Origin of the sequence: Rhizobacter sp. (genome assembly GCF_032229685.1) — a bacterium.
Classification (GTDB): Bacteria; Pseudomonadota; Gammaproteobacteria; order Burkholderiales; family Burkholderiaceae_C; genus LMDS01.
In genome coordinates this window covers 105073-129603 of record NZ_JAVTWP010000039.1, presented here as the reverse complement: position 1 = coordinate 129603, position 24531 = coordinate 105073, and the positions used below count along the sequence as shown (strand labels likewise).

Annotated in this window: 20 protein-coding genes; 16 read left to right on the top strand and 4 right to left on the bottom strand. The window is 67.6% G+C overall.

Going from position 1 to position 24531, the window contains the following annotated elements:
- Nucleotides 1-6: 6 nt before the first annotated feature.
- From AC30PD_RS17660 to AC30PD_RS17615, 10 genes are all read left to right on the top strand, one after another.
- On the top strand, nucleotides 7-1197 hold the full coding sequence (locus tag AC30PD_RS17660) for a flagellar hook-length control protein FliK (protein ID WP_489536977.1): 1191 nt from the start codon (nucleotides 7-9) through the stop codon (nucleotides 1195-1197).
- A 153-nt stretch (nucleotides 1198-1350) separates the two neighbouring features.
- On the top strand, nucleotides 1351-2013 hold the full coding sequence (locus AC30PD_RS17655; protein WP_489536976.1) for a flagellar basal body-associated FliL family protein: 663 nt from the start codon (nucleotides 1351-1353) through the stop codon (nucleotides 2011-2013).
- 70 nt (nucleotides 2014-2083) lie between these two features.
- The gene (gene fliM / locus AC30PD_RS17650; RefSeq protein WP_489536975.1) at nucleotides 2084-3088 is read left to right on the top strand and encodes a flagellar motor switch protein FliM; all 1005 of its coding nucleotides are present in this window, start codon (nucleotides 2084-2086) and stop codon (nucleotides 3086-3088) included.
- On the top strand, nucleotides 3078-3509 hold the full coding sequence (gene fliN / locus AC30PD_RS17645; protein ID WP_489536974.1) for a flagellar motor switch protein FliN: 432 nt from the start codon (nucleotides 3078-3080) through the stop codon (nucleotides 3507-3509). The genes fliM and fliN overlap by 11 nt, the downstream gene beginning before the upstream one ends.
- Before the next feature lie 6 nt (nucleotides 3510-3515).
- Entirely contained in the window at nucleotides 3516-3872 is a 357-nt protein-coding gene (locus tag AC30PD_RS17640) for a FliO/MopB family protein (RefSeq protein ID WP_489536973.1), read from the top strand.
- On the top strand, nucleotides 3862-4647 hold the full coding sequence (gene fliP, locus AC30PD_RS17635; RefSeq protein ID WP_489536972.1) for a flagellar type III secretion system pore protein FliP: 786 nt from the start codon (nucleotides 3862-3864) through the stop codon (nucleotides 4645-4647). The genes AC30PD_RS17640 and fliP overlap by 11 nt, the downstream gene beginning before the upstream one ends.
- A gap of 16 nt (nucleotides 4648-4663) precedes the next feature.
- Nucleotides 4664-4933: a flagellar biosynthesis protein FliQ gene (gene fliQ / locus AC30PD_RS17630; protein ID WP_489536971.1), complete on the top strand. Its 270-nt coding sequence runs from the start codon at nucleotides 4664-4666 to the stop codon at nucleotides 4931-4933.
- A gap of 23 nt (nucleotides 4934-4956) precedes the next feature.
- Nucleotides 4957-5718, top strand: coding sequence for a flagellar biosynthetic protein FliR (gene fliR / locus AC30PD_RS17625; protein WP_489536970.1), 762 nt, complete (start codon nucleotides 4957-4959; stop codon nucleotides 5716-5718).
- A gap of 25 nt (nucleotides 5719-5743) precedes the next feature.
- The gene (locus tag AC30PD_RS17620) at nucleotides 5744-6349 is read left to right on the top strand and encodes a LysE/ArgO family amino acid transporter (RefSeq protein WP_489536969.1); all 606 of its coding nucleotides are present in this window, start codon (nucleotides 5744-5746) and stop codon (nucleotides 6347-6349) included.
- Between the two features lie 213 nt (nucleotides 6350-6562).
- Nucleotides 6563-8302: a methyl-accepting chemotaxis protein gene (locus AC30PD_RS17615; protein ID WP_489536968.1), complete on the top strand. Its 1740-nt coding sequence runs from the start codon at nucleotides 6563-6565 to the stop codon at nucleotides 8300-8302.
- Between the two features lie 58 nt (nucleotides 8303-8360).
- On the opposite strand, the gene AC30PD_RS17610 is transcribed toward AC30PD_RS17615, so the two are convergent.
- The 3 genes from AC30PD_RS17610 to AC30PD_RS17600 form a co-directional block, all read right to left on the bottom strand.
- Nucleotides 8361-9932 (bottom strand): ABC transporter substrate-binding protein, encoded by a 1572-nt coding sequence (locus AC30PD_RS17610; RefSeq protein WP_489536967.1) that lies wholly within the window; start codon nucleotides 9930-9932, stop codon nucleotides 8361-8363.
- 70 nt (nucleotides 9933-10002) lie between these two features.
- On the bottom strand, nucleotides 10003-11265 hold the full coding sequence (locus AC30PD_RS17605) for a cyclic di-GMP phosphodiesterase (RefSeq protein ID WP_489536966.1): 1263 nt from the start codon (nucleotides 11263-11265) through the stop codon (nucleotides 10003-10005).
- A gap of 130 nt (nucleotides 11266-11395) precedes the next feature.
- Nucleotides 11396-12043, bottom strand: a complete 648-nt coding sequence (locus AC30PD_RS17600; RefSeq protein ID WP_489536965.1) for a c-type cytochrome — start codon at nucleotides 12041-12043, stop codon at nucleotides 11396-11398.
- Between the two features lie 100 nt (nucleotides 12044-12143).
- Between AC30PD_RS17600 and AC30PD_RS17595 the strand changes: the two genes are divergently transcribed.
- The 3 genes from AC30PD_RS17595 to AC30PD_RS17585 are packed head-to-tail and all read left to right on the top strand — an operon-like array spanning nucleotide 12144 to nucleotide 15615.
- Nucleotides 12144-12986, top strand: a complete 843-nt coding sequence (locus tag AC30PD_RS17595) for an AAA family ATPase (RefSeq protein ID WP_489536964.1) — start codon at nucleotides 12144-12146, stop codon at nucleotides 12984-12986.
- 1 nt (nucleotide 12987) lies between these two features.
- Entirely contained in the window at nucleotides 12988-13581 is a 594-nt protein-coding gene (locus AC30PD_RS17590; RefSeq protein WP_489536963.1) for a GNAT family N-acetyltransferase, read from the top strand.
- A gap of 12 nt (nucleotides 13582-13593) precedes the next feature.
- Nucleotides 13594-15615 carry a S9 family peptidase gene (locus AC30PD_RS17585; RefSeq protein ID WP_489536962.1) on the top strand — a complete coding sequence of 674 codons (2022 nt, stop codon included), beginning with the start codon at nucleotides 13594-13596 and terminating at the stop codon, nucleotides 15613-15615.
- 1 nt (nucleotide 15616) lies between these two features.
- Here the strand turns inward: AC30PD_RS17585 and AC30PD_RS17580 are convergent, their stop codons facing one another.
- Nucleotides 15617-16816 (bottom strand): GGDEF domain-containing protein, encoded by a 1200-nt coding sequence (locus AC30PD_RS17580; protein ID WP_489536961.1) that lies wholly within the window; start codon nucleotides 16814-16816, stop codon nucleotides 15617-15619.
- A 370-nt stretch (nucleotides 16817-17186) separates the two neighbouring features.
- Here AC30PD_RS17580 and AC30PD_RS17575 point away from each other — a divergent pair, with 370 nt between their 5' ends.
- From AC30PD_RS17575 to AC30PD_RS17565, 3 genes are read left to right on the top strand one after another with little or no spacing between them, the layout of a single operon-like run.
- Nucleotides 17187-18383, top strand: a complete 1197-nt coding sequence (locus AC30PD_RS17575) for a vWA domain-containing protein (protein WP_489536960.1) — start codon at nucleotides 17187-17189, stop codon at nucleotides 18381-18383.
- Nucleotides 18380-20251: an autotransporter assembly complex protein TamA gene (locus tag AC30PD_RS17570; RefSeq protein ID WP_489536959.1), complete on the top strand. Its 1872-nt coding sequence runs from the start codon at nucleotides 18380-18382 to the stop codon at nucleotides 20249-20251. The genes AC30PD_RS17575 and AC30PD_RS17570 overlap by 4 nt, the downstream gene beginning before the upstream one ends.
- Nucleotides 20251-24465, top strand: coding sequence for a translocation/assembly module TamB domain-containing protein (locus AC30PD_RS17565; protein ID WP_489536958.1), 4215 nt, complete (start codon nucleotides 20251-20253; stop codon nucleotides 24463-24465). Before AC30PD_RS17570 ends, AC30PD_RS17565 begins: the two co-directional genes overlap by 1 nt.
- Nucleotides 24466-24531: the final 66 nt, after the last annotated feature.

Here is a 24531-nt window from a genome sequence, read left to right as displayed (position 1 = left end):
AACACGATGCAGGTCACGAACGCCGTCTCTCCCGTCAGCAGCACCGCGCCGGTGGCGCCGCCCAAGCCCGTCGACAACGCGAGGAACGCTTTCGCGAGCCTGTTGCGCCAGAGCACGGCCCGGGCCGCCTCACCCGACAACCCGGCCTCCGGCGCGGACGCGGCAGCGGGCGACGAGAACAACCAGGCAGAGGCCCAGTCGAGCACACCTTCGAAGCCACGCCTGAAAGTGGCCGACAAGCCCGGCCCGCAACGCCCGCCCGAGCGCGGCCCGAAACCCGCCGAGAGCCAGGAAGCGACGACGCCTGCCACGAAGGAAGAACCACCGGAAGCCACGCGCGCCAAACGTGTCGACACGTCGGTGGCCGACCCGAGCGTTCCACCGTGGCTGGCGGCGGCACAGCACAGCCTTCGCACTGAAGCGGCGGCTCGGGGCGCCGGCGAGGGCGACGAGGCAGACGCCGGCGCCTTCGGTGAGCGGGTGGCAGGCTCGGCGCATGGCGACACCGCCGCGCAGGAGGCCAGGGCAGACGCCGACAAGCAGGCCCGGCTCGAAGGCGCGAGCGCCTCGCAAGACGCCCTGGCCCGCTGGGCTGCCGGCCAACGCGCCGAGAGCGCCAACCCCCAGCAGGCCGGCCAGATCCTCACCGAAGGCCACACCGGCCGCCAGGCCGCCGCCATCGACACCACGCCGGGCGCTGCCGCGCTCGGTGCCGCCGCGTTCAACACGCAGCTCGGCGCCGCGCGCGAAAGTGCCGCCCCGCTCACCGTCAACCTGCCCACGCCCCTGGCCGCGCCCGACTTCGCCCAGGCGCTGGGCGTGCAGATCAGCGTGCTTGCCGGCGACGGTGTGCAGCGCGCCGAACTGCAGCTGAACCCGGCCGAGATGGGGCCGGTGTCGGTGCAGATCGTGATCGACGGCAGCAACGCGCGCGTCGACTTCGGTGCCGACCTGGCCGCCACGCGACAGGTCATCGAGGCCGGCATGCCGGAGTTGGCAGGCGCCTTGCGCGACGCCGGCTTCACGCTGGCCGGCGGCGGTGTGTCGCAACACGCCGGCGGCCGCAGCGACTCGTCGGGCACGCCCGCCGACACCGGCCGCGGCAGCCACGGCAACGGCGAGGCCGACGGCCCGGCACCGCAGCATGTGACGCAGCGGCGCCGAGTCGCCGCTGGCGGCGTCGACCTGTACGCCTGAGCGGCACGCTCAGGGTGCGCCGGACTGGGCAGCAAAAGCACCGCTTATCCCGGCTTCGCACCGCGGCCTGCGTTTCCATAATTTCCTTCATGCCAGTGCCCGCGCGCAGCCTCATGCCGCGCGAGTGCGCGCCCTGCCGTTGAAGGAGAACCGATGTCTGCTGCCGCTGCCCCGCCCCCCGACGCCGGCGCCGCCGTGCCCGCGAAGAAGGGCAAGAAGAAGCTGATCATCATGATCGCGGCGGCGCTGCTGGTGGTGCTCGCCGGCGGTGGTGGCGCGGCCTTCTACATGAAGAAAAAGGCCGCAGCAGCCGCAGCCGCCGAAGAAGGCGCCGATGAAGGTGCTTCCGCCGGCGCACACAAGGCCGCCAAGCGCGACCCCAAGCACCCGCCCACCTTTCTGCCGCTCGACCCCTTCGTCGTGAACCTGGCCGACAAGGACGCCGACCGCTACGCCCAGATCGGCATCACGCTGGAACTGCACGACGCCAAGTTCGCCGACGAACTGAAACTCTACATGCCGGCGATCCGCAATGCCATTTTGATGATCCTGGCGCACAAGACCTCGGGCGAACTGCTCGACCGCTCGGGCAAGGAGATGCTCGCGAACCAGGTGCAGCTCGAAGCGGCCCGCACCATGGGCATCGAGGTCGCCGAACCCGAAGCCGTGACCGAAGCCAAGCCGGCCGAGGCGCCTGCGGCCAAGGAAGAAGGCGACGACGAAGTCGAGAAGAAGCCGAAGAAGAAGGCCAAGAAGGCGGCGACCGAGCCGAACCCGATCGTGCACGTGCACTTCTCGAACTTCATCATCCAATGAGCACGCCGGGCCGCCCCAAGTGCGAATGCTCCCGCTCGGCGGGACGGCGCGCAGCGCCTAGGGTGCACACATGAGCCAGCCGATCCTTTCGCAGGACGAAGTCGACGCGCTGCTTCAGGGCATCACCGGCGACAGCCAGAGCCTGGAGGCCGAGCCGACCGAGAAAGGCTCGATCCGCGACTACGACCTGGCCAGCCAGGAGCGGATCGTTCGTGGGCGCATGCCCACGATGGAAATCATCAACGAGCGCTTCGCCCGCAACATCCGGCTCGGCGTGTTCCACCTGATCCGCAAGAGCCCCGAAATCTCGATCGGCCCGACCAAGGTGCAGAAGTACAGCGCCTTCCTGCGCGAGATCGTGGTGCCGACCAACTTCAACATCGTCAGCGTGAAGCCGCTGCGCGGTTCGGGCCTGATCGTGTGCGACCCGACGCTCGTGTTCTCGGTGATCGACGCGCTCTTCGGTGGCGCCGGCAAATACCACACCCGCATCGAAGGGCGCGACTTCTCGGCGACCGAAGTGCGTGTGATCAGCCGCCTCATCGAGGTCGTGACGGCCGAATACAAGAAGGCCTGGCACGGCATCTACCCGCTCGAGCTGGCCTACCAGCGCTCGGAGATGCAGCCGCAGTTCGCCAACATCGCCACACCGAGCGAGATCGTCATCACGACCAGCTTCACGCTGGAGATCGGCGACACCAGCGGCGCGATCCACTTCTGCATTCCGTACTCGACGCTCGAGCCGATCCGCGACGTTCTCTATTCGACCGTGCAGGGTGACGCCGGCGAGCCCGACCGGCGCTGGATCAACCTGATGAAAGAGCAGATCCAATCGGCCGAGGTCGAGCTGATCGCCGAGCTGGCGCAGGCACCGGCCACGGTGGAACAACTGCTCTCGTTCAAGGCCGGCGACTTCATCGAACTGGACCTGCGCCAGTCCATCCAGGCCAAGGTGGCCGGTGTGCCGGTGCTCGACTGCCACTACGGGACGTCGAACGGCAAATACGCGCTGAAGGTCGATCAACTGTTGAACAGCTCTCAACCGGGCTGGATGGGAGTAAGCAATGAGCACTGAAAACACCGCCGCTGCCGCCGACGAAACCGACGCGATGGCCGCCGAATGGGCCGCCGCGCTGGCCGAGTCGAAACCCGAAGCGGCCACCGAAGTGCAGGACCAGGTCTCGCCGGCCTCGTTCCAGAACTTCAGCCCCACCACCGGCAGCGCGGCGGGCAACGACATCAACATGATCCTCGACATCCCGGTGCAGCTCACCGTGGAACTGGGGCGCACGCGGGTGCCGATCAAGCACATCCTGCAGCTCGCGCACGGCTCGGTGGTCGAGCTCGAAGCGATGGCCGGCGAACCGATGGACGTGCTTGTCAACGGCTACCTGATCGCCCAGGGCGAAGTGGTGGTCGTGAACGACAAGTTCGGCATCCGGCTCACCGACATCGTGACCCCCAGCGAGCGCATGCGCCGCCTGAGCCGGGGCTGAACGCCGATGTCCACGGGTTCTTGGGCAGCTTCGCTGCTGTGGTTTCTGGCGATCGTGGCGGTGATCCCGCTCGCGCTGTGGTTGCTCAAGCGCACGCCGATGGGCGGCGCGGCGTCGAGCGGCCTGATGCGCCATGTGGCGGTGCTGCCGCTCTCGGCGAACCAGCGGGTCGTGACGGTCGAGGTCGGCCGGGGCGAAGCGCGGCGCTGGCTGGTGCTGGGCGTCACGCCGAACAGCATCACCACGCTGCATTCGATGGAGCCGCAGGCCGATGCACCGATGAGCGCCACACCGCCCATGCCGGGTTTCGCGCAGATGCTCGGCAAGCTGCGGCAAGACAAGGGGCTGGCCGGTGAACGCTGAGCGCACTGTTTTTTGTGCCGCATCGGCCCGGCGGCTCGCGCTCTGCGCGCTTGCGGTGTTTTCGGCCATTCCTGCAGTGGCTTTAGCGCAGACGAGCGGCGGCGCGAGCCTGCCGTTGATGGTCGGCCAGGGCGCGGGTGGCACGAGTTATTCGGTGCCGATCCAGACGCTGCTGTTCTTCACGGCGCTCAGCTTCCTGCCGGCCGTGCTGTTGCTGATGACCGGCTTCACGCGCATCGTGATCGTGCTCAGCCTGCTGCGCCAGGCGATGGGCACGCAGGCCGCGCCGCCGAACCAGGTGGTGGTGGGGCTGAGCCTGTTCCTCACCTTCTTCGTGATGAGCCCGACCATCGACAAGGTCTACGCCGAGGCCTACCAGCCCTTCGCCGAGAACAAGATCCAGTTCGACGAGGCCCTGAAGCGCGGCGAAGTGCCGATGCGCGCCTTCATGCTCAAGCAGACACGCCAGGCCGACGTGATGCTGTTCGCCAAGCTCGCCAAGGTCGACCCGGCCGTCAAGACCGCCGACGTGCCCTTCAAGGTGCTGGTGCCGGCCTTCGTGACGAGCGAGCTGAAGAGCGCGTTCCAGATCGGCTTTCTGATCTTCATCCCGTTCCTGATCATCGACATGATCGTCGCCAGCGTGTTGATGAGCCTGGGCATGATGATGTTGTCGCCAGTGCTGATCGCCCTGCCCTTCAAGCTGATGCTGTTCGTGCTGGCGGACGGCTGGAACCTGCTGCTGGGTTCGCTGGCTTCCAGCTTCGCCACCTGACCCACGAGCCGAACCCATGGACGCCACCCAAGTCTTCAACCATGGCCAGCAAGGCCTGTACATGCTGCTGATGGTCGCCGCGCCCGTGCTGCTGACGATCCTGGCGGTCGGCCTGCTCGTGAGCATCTTCCAGGCCGCCACACAGATCCACGAAGCCACGCTGTCGTTCGTGCCCAAGGTCGTGGCCGCTGTCGCGGTGCTGGCCGTGGCCGGGCCGTGGATGCTGACCACCTTGGTGGAATACCTGCAGCGCACCTTGCAATCGATCCCCTCGGTCGTCGGCTGAGCGTCACGGCCTCGGGTTTCGCGGTGCTCACCTTCACCGAAGCCCAGGTGCTGGCCTGGGTCACGCCGATCCTGTGGCCTTTTCTGCGTGTGCTGGCGCTGTTCGGCTCGCTGCCGGTGCTCGGCCAGCGCACGGTGCCGATGCGCATCCGCGTCGCACTCGCTTTCCTGATCGCGTTCTGCGCGCAGGCGAGCCTGCCCGCGATGCCGCTGATCCCGCTCGACTCGCCCGCGGCCGTGCTCGCCGTGATCCAGCAGATGCTGATCGGTGTGTCGATCGGCTTCGCCGTGCGCATCGTCTTCAGCGCCGTCGAGTTCGCGGGCGAACTGATCGGCCTGCAGATGGGCCTGAACTTCGCCGGGTTCTTCAACCCGATGACCGGCGGCGAAGCCACCGCGACGAGCCGCTTCTTCGGCATCAGCGTGAGCTGGCTGTTCATCGTGACCGGCGGGCACCTGCTGGTGATCGCGGCCGTGGTGCAGAGTTTTCAGGTGTTCCCGGTCGGCCCCGAGCCCTTCGCCTTTCTGCGCGCGGTGCAGCCGCAGACCTGGGGCGCCGAGATCTTTCGCCTTGGGCTGTGGATCGCGCTGCCGCTGATCGGCATGCTGCTGTTCGTGAACCTGGTGCTGGGCGTGATCTCGCGCGTGGCGCAGCAGATGAACATCTTCGCGATCGGCTTTCCGATCACCGTGTCGGTCGGCCTGATCGGCGTGCTGCTCACGCTGCCGATGCTGCAGGTGCCGTTCACGATGGCTCTCGAGAGGATGCTGCAGAACTTTCTGTGAGCCCGCGGCACGTTAGCCTTGCGGGATGGATTTCGTCTTCTTCAAGGGCTTCGCCACCTCGGCGGCGCTGATCATCGCCATCGGCGCGCAGAACGCCTTCGTGCTGCGCCAGGGCATCAAACGTGAGCACGTGCTCGCGGTCGTGCTGGTGTGCGCGCTGTCGGACGCACTGCTCATCACGCTCGGCGTGGCCGGTCTCGGTGCGCTGGTGCAAGGCCACCCGAAGCTGCTGGCATTGGCGCGCTACGGCGGTGCCGCGTTTCTGATCGCCTACGGCGCTCTCGCCGCGCGGCGCGCTTTCGGCTCGGAAACGCTGCACGCCGCGGCGGGCGCGCCGATGAGCCTGCGCGCCGCCATCACCACCTGCCTGGCGTTCACCTACCTCAACCCGCACTGCTGGCTCGACACGGTGGTGCTGCTCGGTTCGATCTCGGCGCAGCAACCCGAAGGCTCCCGCGCGGCCTTCGGTGTCGGCGCCACGGCGGCCAGCTTCATCTGGTTCTTCGCGCTCGGGTTCGGCGCACGCGGCCTGCGCGGCCTGTTCGAGCGGCCGCTGGCCTGGAAGATCCTCGACGCCGCCATCGCGCTCGTGATGTGGGCGATTGCTGCGTCCTTGCTGTTCGGTCATTGAAAGAGGCGCGTCTCGCAAGCCTGCGGTGGCGGCTCAAGTTGTCACCGCCACGGCCGAAAACAGGTTACGGGCTCGACACGCGGATGCTGACCCTCGTCAACTTCGAAAAGCTGATGAGCAGCCCCGGGAATGGGCTGATCGAACAATCCTCGTACTGAGCCAATTGCCGCAAAGCCCTTCGAACGCCCCCAAGTCACTTTCAAACGATACCCCATGAACAACTTGAAAATCCAAACCCGGTTGATGCTGCTGATCTGCGTCCTGTCGGCACTGATGGTCAGCATCGGCGTGCTCGGCCTGGTCGGCCTCGGAAAATCAAACGATGCGCTGAAAACAGTCTATGAGGATCGCACCGTTCCCACCAGTCAACTCGGCGAGGTCAAAGCCCTGTTGCTGCGAGTCCGGCTCGACACCGCCGCCGCGCTGAACACGCCCACACCCGAGTTCATCAAGGAGCGCACGGCGAAGGTCGATGCCAACCTGGTCGAAGCCTCCAAGGTCTGGGATGCCTACGCGGCGACCAAGGCGACACGGGAAGAAGAAGCACTGGCCAAGGCCTTCGTCGAGGACCGCAACAAGTTCCTGCAAGAAGGCTTGCAGCCCACGCTGGCTGCTCTGCGCGCCAACGACCTGAAGGATGCCACGCGTCTTCTGACCGACAAGGTGCGTCCGTTGTACGCACCTGTGGAGAAAGGAATCTATTCCCTGACCACAGTGCAACTGGAAGAGGCCAAGAAGGAGTACGACGAGGCCGCGGCCCGCTACGCCACGATGCGAACGTCTTTCGCGGTCGCGATGGTCGGCGGCTTGTTGTTTGCCGGCTGGTTCGGCTGGCTGATCGTACGGTCCATCACGACACCGATCAAACGGGCTCAGGCCGCCGCCGTGCGCGTGGCCGAAGGTGACCTGACGGTGGACCTGCGCGTCGAAGGCAAGGACGAGACGGCACAACTGCTGGTCGCGCTGTCACACATGAAGGACAACCTCACGCGCATTGTTGGCGAAGTGCGCCAGAACGCCGAGGGCGTGGCCAGCGCCTCGTCGCAGATCGCCCAGGGCAACAACGACCTGAGCCAGCGCACCGAAGAGCAGGCCTCGGCGCTGGAAGAGACCGCCGCCTCGATGGAAGAGCTCAGCTCCACCGTCAAGCAGAACGCCGACAACGCCAAGCAGGCCAACCAGTTGGCCATGAACGCGAGCAGCGTCGCGATGCAGGGCGGTGACGTGGTCGGCCAGGTGGTGACCACGATGAAGGGCATCAACGACAGCTCGAAGAAGATCGCCGACATCATCAGCGTGATCGACGGCATCGCTTTCCAGACCAACATCCTGGCCCTGAATGCGGCGGTCGAAGCGGCGCGCGCCGGCGAACAGGGCCGCGGCTTTGCGGTCGTGGCCTCCGAAGTGCGCAGCCTGGCCGGGCGCTCGGCCGATGCGGCCAAGGAGATCAAGAGCCTGATCAGCGCCAGCGTGGAGCGGGTCGAACAGGGCACGGTCCTGGTCGACCAGGCCGGCGCCACCATGACCGAAGTGGTCAACTCGATCAGGCGCGTGACCGACATCATGGGCGAGATCAGCGCCGCCAGCACCGAACAGTCGGCCGGCGTGGCCCAGATCGGCGAAGCGGTGAGCCAGATGGACCAGACCACGCAGCAGAACGCCGCGCTGGTGGAAGAAAGTGCCGCCGCCGCCGAGAGCCTGAAAGTGCAGGCAAACCAGCTGGTGCAGGTGGTGGCGGTGTTCAAGCTGGCCCAGGGCAACGCCGCGAATTTCGCCCCGGCCGCCTTCACGGCCAGCCCCGCCCCAAGCAATGCCGAACGGCGTGGCCCGGGCCGCGCCAAGAACGTGACCCGGCCGACCTTCGGCACCAAAGCCAAAGTGGCAGCGCCTGCACCGCGCCCCGAAGCGGCGCCACGCAAGACCGGCACCGACGACGAATGGACGAGCTTCTGAGTCGAGCTGCCCCCGCCCTGCCAGCCCCGCCGAGTGCGGGGCTTTTTCGTGGCTCAGTTCACTGCTTGATCGTGATCCAGCGCCACTCGAGCCAATTGTCGGCGCGGTGCACGACCTCGACGTTCTGGCGCGAAGCCCACGGGATCACCTGGCGGTGCAGCGGCAGGTTGTGCACTTGGGCGTTGTGCTGCTTGAGCGCCGCGATGATCAGCTCCTTGCGCTTCTTCGGGTCGGCTTCCTTGCTCGACGCGGCCGCCAGCTCATCGAGCTTGGCGTCGCTGTACTGGCCGAAGTTCCACGAGCCCACGCCACCCTCGCCGCGGTTGCGCAGCACCGGCGTGAGCGTGCTTTCGGCGTCGGTGCTGGCACCGCCCCAGCCGAGCATGTACATCGAGGTGTCGTACTTCTGCACCTTGGGGAAGTAGTTGGCGCGCGGCATGGCGTTGACACGCACCTTCACGTTCAGCTTGGCCCACATCGCGGCCAGCGCGAGGCAGATCTTCTCGTCGTTGATGTAGCGGTTGTTCGGGCAGTCGAGCGTGACTTCGAAACCGTCGGGGTAGCCCGCGTCGACCATCAGCTTCTTCGCGCCTTCCAGGTTGTAGGGCCGGCGCGTCTCGATCGCCGGGTCGTTGAAGGCGGCCAGCGGCGAAGGCGTGATGCCGCCGGTCGGGTAGGCCTGGTTGCGCATCAGGCGTGTCTTGAGCGTGTCGATGTCGATCGCGTCGTAGAGCGCCTGGCGAACCCGCAGGTCCTTGAAGGGGTTCTTGCCCTTCACGCTGCTGTAGGCCAGCTCGTCGCTCTTCTGGTCCATGCCGATGAAGACGATGCGGTTCTCGGGGCCGTCGATCACTTTCACGCCGCTGGTGGCGCGCAGCTTGTCGACGTCGGTCGGCGCCGGGTCGAGCACGAAGTCGATCTCGCCCGACACGAGGGCGGCGGTGCGCGTGGCGTCGTTCTTGATCGGTGTGTAGACCACGTCCTGCACGTTGCCCTCGAACTTGCCCCACCAGTTCGGGTTGCGCTTGTAGACGGTCTTGGTGTCGGGCGCGCGCGAGACCAGCATGAACGGGCCGGTGCCGTTCGAGTTGAGCGAGGCGAAGCCTTCTTCCTTGTTCTTGAAGTCGATCGGCTTCTCGGCCTTGTATTTCTCGCACCAGGCCTTGTTCATGATCTGGATCGTCGACAGGTGCTCCAGGAACACCGGGTTGAAGTCTTTCAGCGTGAACTCGACCGTGAGCGCGTCGACCTTCTTCGGCTCGCCGACCGCGTTGGCGTAGACCTTGATGTCCGACGTGCCCATGCGTGCGCGCAGCACCGAGAACACCACGTCGTCGGCCGTGAACGGCGCACCGTCGGAGAACTTCACGTTCGGGCGCAGCTTGAAGCGCCACAGGGTCGGGGTCACCATCTGGTAGCTGGCGGCGAGGATGGTGTCCATGCCGAGCTTCTTGTCGTAGTTGACGAGCGCTTCGTAGACCTGGCCGTTCATCGCATTCGTCATCGACTCGTTCTGCGAATGCGGGTCCATGGTCTGGGCGTCGCCCTGCGAGGCCCAGCGCAGCGTTTGTGCCTGGGCCGTGCCCAGGCTCAGCGCGGCGAGCAACGCGGCAGAAAACATCAGCTTCATCTCTGGCTCCGAAGAGTGGTTTGTGGCCGCAGTTTAAGGGCCAGACCGGAGCCGGAGCGTGGCGCGGGTTTCAGCCTTTGCGGGCGCCGCTGCCGCGCGCCTTGTCGAGCGCTTCTCGCCCGGCCCAGAGCTCGTCGAGGTGCTTGAACTGCCACACCGCGTTCGACTCGCGGCCGATGATGCGTTCGCTGCAGCCGGGCTGGTTCAGGTCGACGAGCTCGGGCGGCACGGGCATCTGCGCCTTGGTCGAGAAGAACACCTTCACCTGCGGCGCCGCCAGCGCCGCCGGGTTCTGCTCGACCACCACTGCCAGCCGGCCCGAGTGCAGCCGCACCAGCGAGCCGGTGGGGTAGATGCCCAGGCTGGAAACGAAGGCGTGAACGATCAGCGGGTCGAACTGGCCCTGCTTGGTCCATTCGGCCATGCGCGCGATCGACTCGGCCGGGTCCCAGCCCGCCTTGTAGGGGCGGTTCGAGGTGATGGCGTCGTAGACGTCGCACACGCCCCCCATGCGCGCCATCTGCGTCAACGCGGCGCCGGCCAGGCCATGCGGGTAGCCCTTGCCGTCGGGCCGCTCGTGGTGGTGCAGGCAGACGTCGAGCGCCATGGCGCCGGCACTCCCACCCAGCAGCAGTTCGTGGCCGCGCTCGGGGTGGGTCTTGATCAGGTCGTATTCGGCATCGGTCAGCTTGCCGGGCTTGTTCAGCACCTCGAGCGGCATCAGCGCCTTGCCCATGTCGTGCAGCAGGCCGGCCAGGCCGGCCTCGCGCGCTTCGGCTTCGCTCTGGCCGAGCTGGCGCGCCAGCGAGACCATCAGCGCGCACACCGCCACCGAGTGCATGTACGAGTAGTCGTCGTGGGTCTTCAGACGCGCCAGGCTGACGAGCGCGCCCGGGTTGCGCCACACCGATTCGGTGATCTCGCCGACCAGTTCGGCGCACTGCTCGGTGTTCATGGTCTTGCCCATGCGCGCCTCGCTGAACAGCGACAGCACGGCCGTGCGCGACTTCTTCACCAGCTGCGCGGCGCGCGCGAGTTCTTCGTTGATGGAACACGCCGCGGCTTCGGCCGCTTTCGGTTCGGCAGGCGCTTCCTCGGGAACCGCCATCACCACCGGCGCGGGCGCAGCTTCGGCCGCAGCCGCTGCCACATCGGCGCCTTTGGCGTTGTCGATCCAGCATTCGGTGATGCCGCTGGCATGCAGCTTGGCGATATCAGCCGGGTCGGTCAGCAGGAACTTCGCACGCCAGAACGGGTGGTCGAGCCAGGGCCCGCAGAGTTCATGCAGGTGCATGCCCAGGCGCAGGTCTTGGATGGCGATCTTCTTCAGCATGGGCGGGTCGCAGGACGAGAGTCAACCACGATATCGTCCATTCTGGCCGGGAGTTGAGCCACCCCGCTCGGTCGTGCCCAATGAAAAAAGCCGCTGGATCGCAGCGGCCTTCAGGATTGTGTGATTTGCCTCAGCGGAACCGTGACTGAGGCACCGTCTTCAGCTCGGTCGGCAGGGTGGCGAGGTAACCGCTCACGAGCTTGAGTTCGGCGTGGGTGAACGGCTTGGCCATGCCCATCATGATGGCGTTGTTGCGGCCGACCTGCGGGTTCTTGTCGGTCTGGTAGGCCTTCAGCGCCTGGTACAGGTAGTCGGCGTGCTGGCCGGCGAGCTTGGGGTAGCTCGGGTCGATCGGCTTGCTGAAGTTCTCGCCGTGGCAGGAAGCGCAGTTGCCCTTCTTCAGCAACTCGGCCACCGCGGCCGACGGCGCAGCGGCGGTCTTGGTGTCGGGCGCATCGCCCTTGGCTTCGGTCTCGTAGAACGCGGCCAGATCGGCCATGTCCTGGTCGCTGAGCGACGCCGCAATGGCGCGCATGGTCGGGTGCTTGCGGTCGCCCTTCTTGTAGGCGGTGAGCGACGAGACGATGTACTTGGCGCCCTGCCCCGCAATCATCGGCACCTTGTAGATCTCGGGGAAGCTGGCCTGGTAGCCGGGGATGCCGTGGCAGCCGATGCACATCGCCGCCTTCTTTTCGCCGGCCTTGGCGTCCTGGGCCTGCGCTTGCAGGGAAAGGCCGGTGGCGGCCAGCGCGATCAACAGCGAAAGAAGCTTTTTCATGGTGGCGGAAGGCGGGGTTTTGCTCAGCAACGCGGGATTATAGGGGGCGCCCTTATACTGGTTCGAGACCCCCAACACCACCGTCTCTCGAGACCGCGTCATGAAGTTTCAAGGCTCTGAAAACTACGTCGCCACCCCCGACCTGATGCTGGCGGTGAACGCCGCCTCGACCCTGAAGCGCCCGCTGCTCGTGAAGGGCGAGCCCGGCACCGGCAAGACGATGCTGGCCGAAGAAGTGGCGCTGGCGCTGAAGATGCCGCTGCTGCAGTGGCACATCAAGAGCACCACGAAGGCCCAGCAGGGCCTGTACGAGTACGACGCCGTGAGTCGCCTGCGCGACAGCCAGCTCGGCGACGAGAAGGTGAAAGACATCCACAACTACATCGTCAAGGGTGTGCTGTGGCAGGCCTTCACGGCCGAGCAGCCGGTGGTGCTGCTGATCGACGAGATCGACAAGGCCGACATCGAGTTCCCGAACGACCTGCTGCGCGAGATCGACCGCATGGAGTTCTACGTGTACGAAACACGCGAGCTCGTGAAGGCGAAACACCGGCCGCTGGTGTTCATCACCTCGAACAACGAGAAAGAGCTGCCCGACGCGTTCCTGCGCCGCTGCTTCTTCCACTACATCAAGTTCCCCGACGCCGAGACCATGAAGGCGATCGTTGAAGTGCACTTCCCGTCGCTGAAGAAAGAGCTGCTGGGCGCCGCGCTGAAGAACTTCTACGACGTGCGCAACCTGCCGGGCCTGAAGAAGAAGCCTTCGACCAGCGAGCTGCTCGACTGGCTCAAGCTGCTGGTGGCCGAAGACATTCCGCTCGAGGTGCTGCAGAGCAAGGACGACAAGGTGGCCGTGCCACCGCTGGTGGGCGCGCTGCTGAAGAACGAACAGGACGTGTCACTGTTCGAGAAGCTCGTGTTCATGCAACGGCACAACCGCTGACATGGCGGCCTGGTTGTCGCCGGTTCGGCTGGTCGGTGCGCACTGCTCGCTCGAGCCGCTGGCGCCCGAGCATCACGACGAGCTCGTCGACGCCACGCGCGACGGCGAACTCTGGAAGCTCTGGTACACCGCCGTGCCGTCGCCCGAGGGCATGAGCGCCGAGATCGCACGCCGGCTCGACCTGCAGGCCAAGGGCGCGATGCTGGCGTTCACCACCCGCGATGGCGACGGGCGTGTGGCCGGCATGACGACCTACATGAACGTCGATGCCACACACAAGCGTGTCGAGATCGGCTCCACCTGGACGGCGGCGCGCATGCAGCGCAGCCCGTTCAACACCGAGTGCAAGCTGCTGCTGCTCGGCCACGCGTTCGAAACGCTCGGCTGCATCGCCGTCGAGTTCCGCACTCACTATTTCAACCAGCAGAGCCGGCGCGCGATCGAGCGCCTCGGCGCCAAGCTCGACGGCATCCTGCGCAACCACCAGCGCGCCAGCAACGGCACGCTGCGCGACACCGCCGTCTACAGCATCACCGAAGCCGAGTGGCCGACCGTGAAAACCCACCTGCGCTGGCAACTCGACAAACCCCGCTGAAAAGGTTGCACCATGGCCGACAAGAAAAAGAACCTCACGGTCGACGAGCTCTGGCAGTTCGAACGCATCGGTGGCATCAGCCTGTCACCCGACGGCGCGCAGGCGGTGTGTTCGGTCAGCCGCTTTTCGATGGACGAGAACAACAGCCGCAGCAGCCTGTGGCTGCTCTCCACATTCGGTGGCGCTGCACGCGCGCTCACCAGCTGCGGCGACAAGGACGGGCAGCCCGCCTGGTCGCCCACCGGTGAACAGATCGCCTTCGTCGCCAGGCGCGAGCAGCAAGGCAAGAAAGACGACGCGCCGCAGCTCTACGTGATCGCGCCCGACGGCGGCGAGGCGCGCCGCATCAGCGACTACGCACCCGGCATCGACGCTTTCAAGTGGTTTCCCGACGGCCGCCGAATCGCCTTCATCGCCTGGGTCTGGCCGGAACTGAAGGGCTCCAAAGCACAAGCGAAGAAGCTCAAGGAGTTCAAGGACCGCAAGGCCAGCGGCTACGTCACCAGCGAAGCGCAATACCGCTTCTGGGACCAGAACCTGCCGATGGGCCGGGTGGCGCACCTGCATGTTCTCGATCTGGCCAGCGGCCGTGTGACCGACCTGTTCGAAGGCACGCCCTACGAACTGCCACGCACCGACCCCGACGCGAACTGCTTCGACATCTCGCCTGATGGCCGGCACATCGTGTTCACGCACGACCCGCAGCCGCAAAAACGCATCGAGAACCGCAAGGCGCTGACCGAGCTGAACCTGCGCACGGGCAAGTTCGCGGCGCTGACCAGCGACGCCGCCTGGGACTTCGACGCGCCGCGCTACAGCCCCGATGGCCGGCACATCGCGATGAGCGCGGCCCACACCGGCAAGAAGCACACCATGCCCGGCCGCGCCGCGCTGCTCGAGCGTGGCGGCCGCTGGCACCTGCTCAGCGATGAGTGGGACCACGCCGTCGAAGGCCCGCTGCGCTGGGGCAGCGACACCAGCGCGCTCTACTTCGCCGCCGAAGACCGCGGCCGCAAACACCTCTACCGCTATGTGATCGAAAGCCGCACCGCGAGCGTCGTGGCCCAGGGCGGTTGGGTGCAGGGCTTCGACGTGGCCGGTGGCGTGGTCGCGAGCGTGGCCGATGCGCTGATGCACCCGGCGCGGGTGCATGCCGTGCGCGACGGCCAGGCGCCGTTGCGGCTCGAAACCTTCAACGACAAGCTGCTCGGCACGCTGCGGCTCGGGGCGTGCGAAGAAGTCACGGTCAAGGGTGCGCTCGGCGAGCCGGTGCAGATGTGGCTCACCTACCCGCCGCGCTTCGATCGCAAGAAGAAGTACCCGGTGTTGCACAGCATCCACGGCGGGCCGCACGCTGCGGCCGGTGACACCTTCCACTACCGCTGGAACACCCACGCGTTCGCGGCCCAGGGTTACGTGGTGGCGTGCGTCAACTACCACGGCTCCAGCGGCTTCGGCCAGGCTTTCCTCGACAGTATCACGCACCGCTGGGGCGAGCTCGAACTGCAGGACGTGGAAGCCGGCACCGACTGGCTGCTCAAGCAACCATGGGCCGACCGCAAGCGCGTGTTCGCTGCCGGTGGCAGCTACGGCGGCTACATGGTCGCGTGGATGAACGGCCACGTGAAAGCGGGCCGGTACAACGCCTACGTGTGCCATGCCGGTTGCTTCGACTGGCAGGCGATGTTCAGCGACGACGCCTACACCTGGCACGCCAAGGAGCTGGGCGGCTGGTACTGGGAAGACCCGGCCAAGGTGCAATCACAGAGCCCCAGCAATTTCGTGTCCGCGATGAAAACGCCGACGCTCGTGATCCACGGTGCGCTCGACTACCGCGTGCCCGACCAGCAAGGCCTGGCCTACTACAACACGCTGCAGGCCAAGGGCATCGACGCCCGCCTGCTCTGGTTCCCCGACGAGAACCACTGGGTGCTCAAGCCACGCAACTCGCAGCTCTGGTACGGCGAATTCTTCAGTTGGCTGAAGCGGCACGATCGTGCGCCGGCGAACCGGCGCCCCGCAGCGCCGAAGTGATTCACGCCGCAGGGGCGCTGCCGATGTCGGCTTGGCGAGCGTCGAAACAGACGCGGTTGCGCCCTTCTGACTTGGCACGGTAGAGGAGTTTGTCGGCGCGCTGCATCAAGGCCGACGCGTCTGCATCGGCAGCCTCAGGCAGTGCCAGGCCGACGCTCACCGTGACAGCCATGCCGCGGCCAGCGAAAACCACGGTCGCGCCTGCGATCGCCTCGCGAAGCCGCTGCGCCGCTTCTTCGGCACCCTGCGGCTGTGCGCCGGTCATCAACAGCACGAACTCTTCACCACCGGTGCGCGCCACCACGTCGGTCTGGCGAGCGCTGGCGCGCAGTTGCTGCGCCACGGCCACGAGCACCGCGTCACCGGCGGCATGACCCAGGTTGTCGTTCACGGCCTTGAAGTGGTCGATGTCGATCGCCAGCACCGCGAGCGGCGTGCCGTCGCGCCGAAAACGCCGCCATTCGCGCTCGAGCTCCAGGCCGAGCGCCCGCCGGTTCAGCAGCCCGGTGAGCGGGTCGAGTCGCGACAGTTCGCGCAGGCGCCGGGTCAACCGCATGATCAGCAGCGACAGGAACCCGAAATTGAACAGCGCCGCGCCGACAAGGTAGCCCACCATGGTCGGGGTGTTGTCGGGGCCGGCGCGATGAAGTTCGAGGGGCAAGTCCATGTGCATCGCCTGCTGCACGACACGGCCGACGAAGATCGTGGCGATCAGGACGCCCGAGGGCATCACCACCCACAAGACCTTTGCGCCGAACTCTGTACGGATCGGGGCCTGCAGGCGCAACAGAGTTCGAACCAGCAGCGCAGCCGACACGCCGTACAGAAAGAGCAGACGCGCCGGCGCGTGCTCGGCGGAGGGCCCGAACAAGACGAACACCGCGACAATGGCCGCGGCCACCAGCAGGTGCTCGGCATTGCGCGGCGGCAGGCGCACGAACGACTCGCCGCCGCGCAGCAGCGCCAGGTAGCTCAGCGTGGTGAACACGTTGCTGCCGCAATACGCCCACCAGCCGCGATCCTCGGTTCGCAGGCCGATCAGCAGCAGGCCCACGCCGGCAAGCACGCCGAACAAGCACCAGTTCAGCGCGGCGGCACGTTCTTCGGGAACGACCATGCTGCACACAGCCCAGCCCAATGCGTACAGCGTGAGCTGCGCCGCAATGAGCAGGATCAGGGGCGAAGCGAGATGGTTTTCCATGACGACGCGGGCGGATACCGGGGAGCTCGCGAGCGCAAACCATACCGCAGGCTCCGCGTTCCCGGAATCGGTAGAAGAGCCCTGGCTTGCTCCTGCGCAACTGCGGCTTCTGAAGGGGTGTGAAAACGACAAAAGGACGTGACCGTTACGGCAGGGCGCGGTCAACACCTACCCCTCGGCCACGGCCAGCGGCTCTGACCCGCCACCCCGGGTGGCAAACAGCGCCGCAAACATGACAGCATTCCATCGCGCAACAACCGGTTACGGCCCCCCGAAGACCCGGCCGAGCCTCTGGGGACACGCTCCCGGCTATGCTCCGGTCTTCGCCCGCCCGCGCACCGCCGCGGGCGCGCCAACGGGCCGCACCACCATGCTCATCAACTTCTTCTTCACCCTGCGCGCCGCCAAGCTGAAGGTCTCGGTGAAGGAATACCTCACGCTGCTCGAGGCCATCAAGTCGGGCGTGATCGACGCCGACGAGAACGACCCCAACGGCCCCACCATCGACAAGTTCTACTACCTCGCCCGCACCTCGCTGGTGAAGGACGAAGCCAACTTCGACAAGTTCGACCGCGCTTTCGCCGCCTACTTCAAGGGCGTCGAACTGCTCACCGACTTCACGCAAGACGTGCCGCTCGACTGGCTGCAGAAGAAGATGGAGCTCGAACTCAGCGCCGAAGAAAAGGCGCTGATCGAGAAGATGGGTTGGGACGAGCTGATGGAAACGCTCAAGAAGCGTTTCGAAGAACAGAAAGAGCGCCACGAAGGTGGCAACAAGATGATCGGCACCGGGGGCACCTCGCCTTTCGGCGCCTACGGCTACAACCCGCAGGGCATCCGCATCGGCCAGGAGAAGGGCCGCAACAAGAGCGCGGTGAAAGTGTGGGACCAGCGCCAGTTCAAGGACTACGACGACACGCTCGAGCTCGGCACGCGCAACATCAAGGTGGCCTTGCGCCGGCTGCGCCGATTCGCCCGCGAAGGCTCGGAAGAAGAGCTCGACCTCGACGACACGATCCGCAGCACCGCCGCGAACGCCGGCTGGCTCGACATCAAGATGGTGCCCGAGCGCCACAACAAGGTGAAGGTGCTGCTGCTGATGGACGTGGGCGGCACGATGGACGAACACATCCACCGCGTCGAAGAGATCTTCAGTGCCGCCAAGAGCGAGTTCAAGCACCTCGAGTTCTACTATTTCCACAACTGCGTCTACGACTTCATGTGGAAGAACAACCGCCGTCGTTACAGCGAAAAGTTCGCCACGATGGACATCCTGCGCAAGTACAACAAGGACTACAAGCTCATCTTCGTGGGCGACGCCACGATGAGCCCGTACGAGATCCTGCAGCCCGGCGGCAGCGTCGAATACAACAACGAAGAAGCCGGCGCCGAATGGCTGGCGCGGCTCACGCAGGCCTTCCCGAAGTTCGCCTGGATCAACCCCGAACCGCAAGGTGTGTGGGGCTACCGGCAAAGCATCGCGGTGATCCAGCAACTGATGAACCAGCGCATGTTCCCGCTCACGCTGGCCGGGCTGGAAGGGGCGATGCGCCTGCTCAGCAAATGACGGCTCGCACCGGGGCGCTGGCTGCGGCCGCGCTCGTGGTGGCGGGCCTGCTGTCGGGCTGCGCCAACCTGGTCTTTCTGCTCCCGAAACCCGAGCCCGCCAAGGCCGAGGCGCCGGCGCCCACGCTCGAACGTGCCGAGTACCGCGTCGAGGTGCAGGCGCCCGACGCGCTGCGCACGCTGCTCACGACCTACCTCGATCTGTCGCGTTTCCAGAACGCACCGGCGGCCGAAGGCATCACGCCGGCCGAGCTTGAACGGTTGATGCGCGGCACACCGGCGCAGGCACGCTCGCTGCTGGAAACCGCGGGCTATTTCAGCGCCGACGTGAAGGTCGAGCGCGGCCCGGCGCAGGGCGAGGTGCCGCTGATCGTGGTGATCGTCGAGCCGGGCCCGCAGGCCCTGGTCGCCGGCTTCACGCTCGGTGCCCAGGGCCCGCTCGACACCGCCGCGAAAGCAGGCGACGCAGCGGCCCTCGAAGAGCTGGCCACGTTGCGGCGGCAGTGGCCGCTGCAGGCCGGCGCGGCGTTCCGACAGTCGGCCTGGACCGACGCGAAGAACCTCACCATCGCGCAGCTCCGCGCGCGCGGGTACGCCGCCGCCGCCTGGACCGAGACACGCGCGCTCGTCGATGCGCCCGACAACAGCGTCACGCTCTCGGCGCAGCTCGACAGCGGGCCGCTGTTCCGCTTCGGCGAGATCCGCATCGAAGGCCTGCAGCGTTACGACGAAGATGCGGTGCGCAAGCTCGCTTTCTTCGGCACCGGCACGCCGTACACCGAGAAAGCGCTGCTCGACTTTCAGGAGCGGGTGCAGAAGGTCGGCCTGTTCGAAGGCGCGGCGGTCGAGCTCGACGCCAACCCCGAGACGGCCAGCGCCGCGCCGGTGCTCGTCAAGCTCAAGGAACTGCCGCTGCAGCAGGCCACCACCGGCATCGGTTACAGCGCCAACACCGGCGCGCGCCTGACGCTGGAGCACACGCACCGGCGGGTCTTCGGCACACGCTGGATCGCGAAGAACAAGTTCGAGCTCGGTGCGAACCTCAAGTCCTGGAGCGGCGAGCTGATGTCGCACCCGCTCGACGGCCGCTACCGCAACCTCGTGGCAGGCAGTGCTTCGCAGTTGCGCGCGGCCGACGAGGTGCTCGACTCCTGGTCGGCGCGTGTCGGCCGCACGCAGGACACGCCGCGCATCGAACGGCTCTACTTCTTCGAGTTGACGCAGGCCCGGCTCAAGGGCAACCTGGCCAGCGGCAACGGCAGCGCCGCGTCGTACAACTACCACTGGGTCTACCGCGACATCGACAGCGTGCTGCTGCCGACCCGCGGCCTCACCACCTCGGCGCAGGCGGCGGTGGGCTACGCGAGCGGCAGCGCCACGGTACTCGGCGTGACCGAAAAAGGCCGCAGCCCGTTCGGGCGGCTCTATCTGCGCATGACCTGGTACCAGCCGATCGGTGACGCCTGGTACGCCACCTTCCGCGGCGAAGCCGGCGAGGTCTTCACACGCGACGCCATCGGCATTCCCGACACCTTGCTGTTCCGTGCCGGTGGCGACGAGTCGGTACGGGGTTATGCCTACCGCACGCTCGGCCCGACCACGGCCGGTGTGGTCTCGAGCGGTCGCACGCTGGCCACCGCCAGCGCCGAAATCGCGCGGCCGATCTCGGCCAAGTACCCCGCAATCTGGTGGGCCACCTTCGTCGACGCCGGCAATGCCGCCGACCGCTGGACCGAACTGCGACCCGTATTCGGCTACGGGGTGGGCGTGCGCTGGCGCAGCCCCGTCGGGCCGCTGCGGGTCGACCTGGCGTACGGCCAGGAGACGCAGAAGGTTCGTTTGCACCTGAGCATCGGGATCGCGTTCTGATGAGCGAGACCGGGACGCCGTCGTTGCCCGAGCCGCCGTCGTTGCCAGCGAAGCGGCGCGGGCTGCGCTGGTGGTTTGCCGGCCTGGCGACGCTGGTGCTGTTGCTGGCTGCACTGGCCACCACCATCGGCTGGGCGCTGCGCAGCGAAAGTGGCACGGCCTGGCTGCTGACGCTGGTGCCCGGCGTGCAGGTCGAGTCACCCCGCGGCCTGCTGCTGGGTGACTTCGAGGCACGCCGCGTGCAGATCAAACTGCCGGGCAGCGACGACAGCTTCACGCTCGCCAACGTCGGCTGGCGCGGCCTCGTGCTGGCCCGTGGCGACAGCGGGCGCTGGTTCCGCCTGGTGCTCGAAGAGCTGCACGCCGGCCGCGTCGACGTGCTCATGGCGCCGAACAAGAAGAGCGAGCCGCTGCGCCAGCCCGCCGACCTGAAATGGCCGTTCGAGATCGAGGTGCGCGCGCTGAACGTGGCCGAACTGCACCTGAACGCGCTCGGCGACAAGCCGTTGCGCGAACTGCGCGCGCAGCTGCACCTGGGCGCAGCCGGTGGCGCCGAGCACCGCGTTGAAGGCCTCAGCCTGGGCTGGGACCGCCTGCAGGCTCGCGGCAGCGCGCGCATCGCGAGCAGCGCGCCGATGCAGCTCGACGCCGCGCTCGGCTTCGCGCAGGCCGCGTTCGGTGCCGTGCCCGCGTGGAGCGCGGGTGTGTCGCTCGCCGGCCCGCTGGCTGCACCGGTGTTGATGGCGACGGTGCGCACCCAACCCGCGGCGAAAGAAGCACCGCAGTCGCTCGACGCGCGCGCCACGCTGCGTCCGTTCGCCGCCTGGCCGCTGGGCGACCTGCAGGCGAGCACGCAAGCGCTCGATTTGTCGGCATTCAGCAGCGCCGCGCCGGCCACGAGCCTGAGCGGGCGCGCCGTGGCCGCGAGCAGCGGCCTCGACCAGCCGGCCTCGGTCGACATCGACGTGACGAACGCCGCCGCCGGCCGCTGGAACGAACAGCGCCTGCCGCTGCACCGCCTGACGCTCGCGCTCGGTGGCCGGCCCGACAGCCCTTCAGTGCTGGAGCTGCGCCGATTTGAAGCCGAGCTCGGCACACCCCAACAGAACGCCGGCCGCCTCACCGGCACCGGCCGCTGGAGCCCCGACGGCTGGACGCTCGCCGCCACGCTCGCCGCCTTGAAGCCGGCGCTGCTCGATGCACGCGCCGCGCCGATGCAGTTGAGCGGGCCGCTCACGGCGTCGGGCGCCGGTGCCACGGTCGACCTGAAGGCCGAACTGCAAGGCCAGCTCGCCGACCGCGGCCCCGCCCGCGCCGTGCGGCTCGTGCTCGACACCAGCCTGAGCACGCAGCGCATCGAAGTGCGCGACGCGCAGGTGCTGGCCGGCGCAGCACGTGCCACGCTCAGCGGCCTGGTCACGCACCCGACCCCCGATGCGCCCTGGCAAGTGAAGGGGCAAGCCGCGCTCGTCGACTTCGACCCAGCGCTGTGGTGGCCGGGCGCAGAAGACTCGCCCTGGCGCAAGACGGTGAACCGCCTGAACGGCAAGAGCACCTTCGACCTCGGCGTGCCGGGCAAGGCGGGCTCGATGCCACTCGCCGCGTTGCTGGCCGGGTTGCGCGGCGAGGCCGCCGCCACGGTCGCGAACAGCGTGCTGGCGGGCGTGCCGCTGAGTGGCGAGCTGGCCTTGCGCAGCGCTGCCGGCAATGTGGCCTTGCCTTTGCTGACGCTCGACGCGGCGGGCAACAGCGTGCGCGTGGAAGGCCGGCTCGGCACCACCGGCGACGGTGCCGGCGACCGCTGGGACGTGGCCATCGACGGCCCCGCACTGAACCGGCTGGCGCCGCTGTTCAAGCTGCTGCAGTCGACCACTGGCGACAGCACCGTCGCCGGCAGCCTGAGCGCAAGCGCCCGTGTCGCCGGCCGCTGGCCGCTGATGACGAGCGAAGGCCAGCTCGACGCCAACGGCCTGCGCGTCGGCAGCGCCAGCGTTCAGCGCGCGCAGGCGACGTGGAAGCTCGGCACCTCGGCCGACGCGCCGGCAGAGATTCAGGCCGCGCTGACCGACGCCACGCTCGCACAGACCGCGCCGGCCGCCGCGGCCAAGAGCTCGGGCGCGGCCACGCCGGGGCCGTCGCTCGCGTCGGTGCAACTCCAGCTGAAGGGCGGCGCACGCGCCCACACGCTCGATGTGCGCGCCGAGTCGAAAGCGCTGCCGCCGGCCTGGACCGAGAGCCTGCTGGCCACCACCCCGGCACAGAGCGCCCAGGCGCCTGCCGGGCCGAAGCGCAGCGTGGCAGTGCTGCAGGCGCAAGGCGGCGCCTTCGATCAACCCGGCAGCCCGTTCGCCGGCTGGCGCGGCACCGTGCAGCAGGTCGAGCTGCGGGGCGACAGTGCAGCGCCGCTGCTGCGCAGCCGCGACGTCGGCATCGAGCTGCAATGGGCCGGCGGCCCGGCACGCGCGACCGTGCAACCCGGCCGCGCCGAGCTGCTGGGGGGCGCGGTGCGCTGGAGCCGCATCGCGTGGCGCGCCGCCGAGAGCGCAGGTGGCTTCGCGCAGATCGAGGCGCAAGCGCAGATCGAGCCGATGCGCGTGGCGCCGCTGCTGGCGCGCGCGCAACCCGACTTCGGCTGGGGCGGCGACTTGACGCTGGCCGGCAAGATCGACCTGCGCAGTGCGCCCGACTTTCGCGCCGAAGTCGTGTTCGAACGCAGCGCCGGCGACCTGAGCGTGACCGACGAGCTCGGCACCCAGGCGCTCGGCCTGACCGACCTGCGCCTGGCGCTGAACGCGAACGACGGTGTCTGGTCGTTCACGCAGGCGCTGGCCGGCAAGACGCTGGGCGTGGCGGCCGGCGCGATCGTCGCGCGCACTTCTCCGCAGGCCAGCTGGCCGGCCGCAGACACACCGATCGAAGGCGTGCTCGAACTGCAGGTGGCGAGCCTGGGCACCTGGGGCACCTGGGTGCCACCGGGATGGCGCATCGACGGCGCGCTGCGCACCAGCGCCAGCATCGGCGGGCGGCTGAACGCGCCTGAATACACCGGCGAGATGCGTGGCACCGGCCTGTCGGTGCGCAACTTCCTGCAGGGTGTGAACATCAGCGACGGCGACCTGCTGATCGCGCTGCAGGGCAGCACCGCGCGCATCGAGCGTTTCACCGCGAAGGGTGGCACGGGCACCATCAAGCTCGAAGGCAATGCGAACCTGGGTGAAGCGCCGAAGGCCGTGCTCAAGCTCAGCGCCGACAAGTTCCAGCTGCTCGGCCGGGTCGACCGGCGCATCGTCAGCAGCGGCCAGGCGCAGCTCACGCTCGACAGCAAGACGCTGGCATTGAATGGCTCGTTCGGCGTTGACGAGGGCGCGATCGACTTCACACGCAGCGAAGCGCCCAGCCTGTCGAGCGACGTGGAAGTGGTTCGCGCCAGGGGTGTGGCCTCACCGGCCGCCGCTGCATCGGCCGCCGCCACACCAGCGGCGCCCACGGCCACCGCGCCCACCAGCCGCGACGTGGCGCTCGACCTGCGCGTGAACCTGGGCGAGAACCTGCGCGTGCGCGGCCGCGGGCTCGACACCGGGCTGCGTGGCGAACTGCACATCACGTCGCCGAACGGCCGCCTCACCGTCAATGGCACGGTGCGCGCGGCCGACGGCACTTACGCGGCCTACGGGCAGAAGCTCAGCATCGACCGCGGCCTGGTCATCTTCAACGGGCCGGTCGACAACCCGCGGCTCGACATCGAAGCCACGCGCCCCAACCTCGACGTGCGCGTCGGCGTGGCCGTGACCGGCAACGCGGTCACGCCGCGCATCCGCCTGTTCTCGGAGCCCGAACTGTCCGAGATCGACAAGCTCAGCTGGCTCGTGATGGGCCGCGCCAGCGACGGCCTGGGCCGCACCGACACCGCGCTGCTGCAACGCGCCGCGCTGGCCCTGCTGGCGGGCGAAAAAGAAAGCGTGAGCGACCAGTTCATCAAGGCGATCGGCCTCGACGAGATCTCGGTGCGTCAGAGCGACGGCGAAGTGCGAGACACCGTGATCTCGCTCGGCAAGCAGCTCTCGCGGCGCTGGTACGTGGGCTACGAACGCGGCCTGAACGCCACCACCGGCAGCTGGCAGCTGATCTACCGCATCGCGCAGCGCTTCACGCTGCGCGCACAGTCGGGCGAAGACAATTCGCTCGACCTGATCTGGACCTGGCGCTGGCAGTAGATGGCGCCCCCGGCTCACCGGATACGGCAAGCCACCCCCCGAGGGGGTGCGCGCCGGCTTGGGGCG

Excerpts from the sequence above, each read along its gene's own strand:
- AC30PD_RS17655 (WP_489536976.1), top strand. The coding sequence starts at position 1,351 with ATGTCTGCTGCCGCTGCCCCGCCCCCCGACGCCGGCGCCGCCGTGCCC.
- AC30PD_RS17615 (WP_489536968.1), top strand. The coding sequence starts at position 6,563 with ATGAACAACTTGAAAATCCAAACCCGGTTGATGCTGCTGATCTGCGTC.
- AC30PD_RS17620 (WP_489536969.1), top strand. The coding sequence starts at position 5,744 with ATGGATTTCGTCTTCTTCAAGGGCTTCGCCACCTCGGCGGCGCTGATC.
- AC30PD_RS17565 (WP_489536958.1), top strand. The coding sequence starts at position 20,251 with ATGAGCGAGACCGGGACGCCGTCGTTGCCCGAGCCGCCGTCGTTGCCA.
- AC30PD_RS17640 (WP_489536973.1), top strand. The coding sequence starts at position 3,516 with ATGTCCACGGGTTCTTGGGCAGCTTCGCTGCTGTGGTTTCTGGCGATC.
- AC30PD_RS17595 (WP_489536964.1), top strand. The coding sequence starts at position 12,144 with ATGAAGTTTCAAGGCTCTGAAAACTACGTCGCCACCCCCGACCTGATG.
- fliN (WP_489536974.1), top strand. The coding sequence starts at position 3,078 with ATGAGCACTGAAAACACCGCCGCTGCCGCCGACGAAACCGACGCGATG.
- AC30PD_RS17570 (WP_489536959.1), top strand. The coding sequence starts at position 18,380 with ATGACGGCTCGCACCGGGGCGCTGGCTGCGGCCGCGCTCGTGGTGGCG.
- AC30PD_RS17580 (WP_489536961.1), bottom strand. The coding sequence starts at position 16,816 with ATGGAAAACCATCTCGCTTCGCCCCTGATCCTGCTCATTGCGGCGCAG.
- AC30PD_RS17600 (WP_489536965.1), bottom strand. The coding sequence starts at position 12,043 with ATGAAAAAGCTTCTTTCGCTGTTGATCGCGCTGGCCGCCACCGGCCTT.
- AC30PD_RS17590 (WP_489536963.1), top strand. The coding sequence starts at position 12,988 with ATGGCGGCCTGGTTGTCGCCGGTTCGGCTGGTCGGTGCGCACTGCTCG.
- AC30PD_RS17605 (WP_489536966.1), bottom strand. The coding sequence starts at position 11,265 with ATGCTGAAGAAGATCGCCATCCAAGACCTGCGCCTGGGCATGCACCTG.
- fliM (WP_489536975.1), top strand. The coding sequence starts at position 2,084 with ATGAGCCAGCCGATCCTTTCGCAGGACGAAGTCGACGCGCTGCTTCAG.
- AC30PD_RS17575 (WP_489536960.1), top strand. The coding sequence starts at position 17,187 with ATGCTCATCAACTTCTTCTTCACCCTGCGCGCCGCCAAGCTGAAGGTC.
- AC30PD_RS17610 (WP_489536967.1), bottom strand. The coding sequence starts at position 9,932 with ATGAAGCTGATGTTTTCTGCCGCGTTGCTCGCCGCGCTGAGCCTGGGC.
- fliQ (WP_489536971.1), top strand. The coding sequence starts at position 4,664 with ATGGACGCCACCCAAGTCTTCAACCATGGCCAGCAAGGCCTGTACATG.
- AC30PD_RS17585 (WP_489536962.1), top strand. The coding sequence starts at position 13,594 with ATGGCCGACAAGAAAAAGAACCTCACGGTCGACGAGCTCTGGCAGTTC.
- AC30PD_RS17660 (WP_489536977.1), top strand. The coding sequence starts at position 7 with ATGCAGGTCACGAACGCCGTCTCTCCCGTCAGCAGCACCGCGCCGGTG.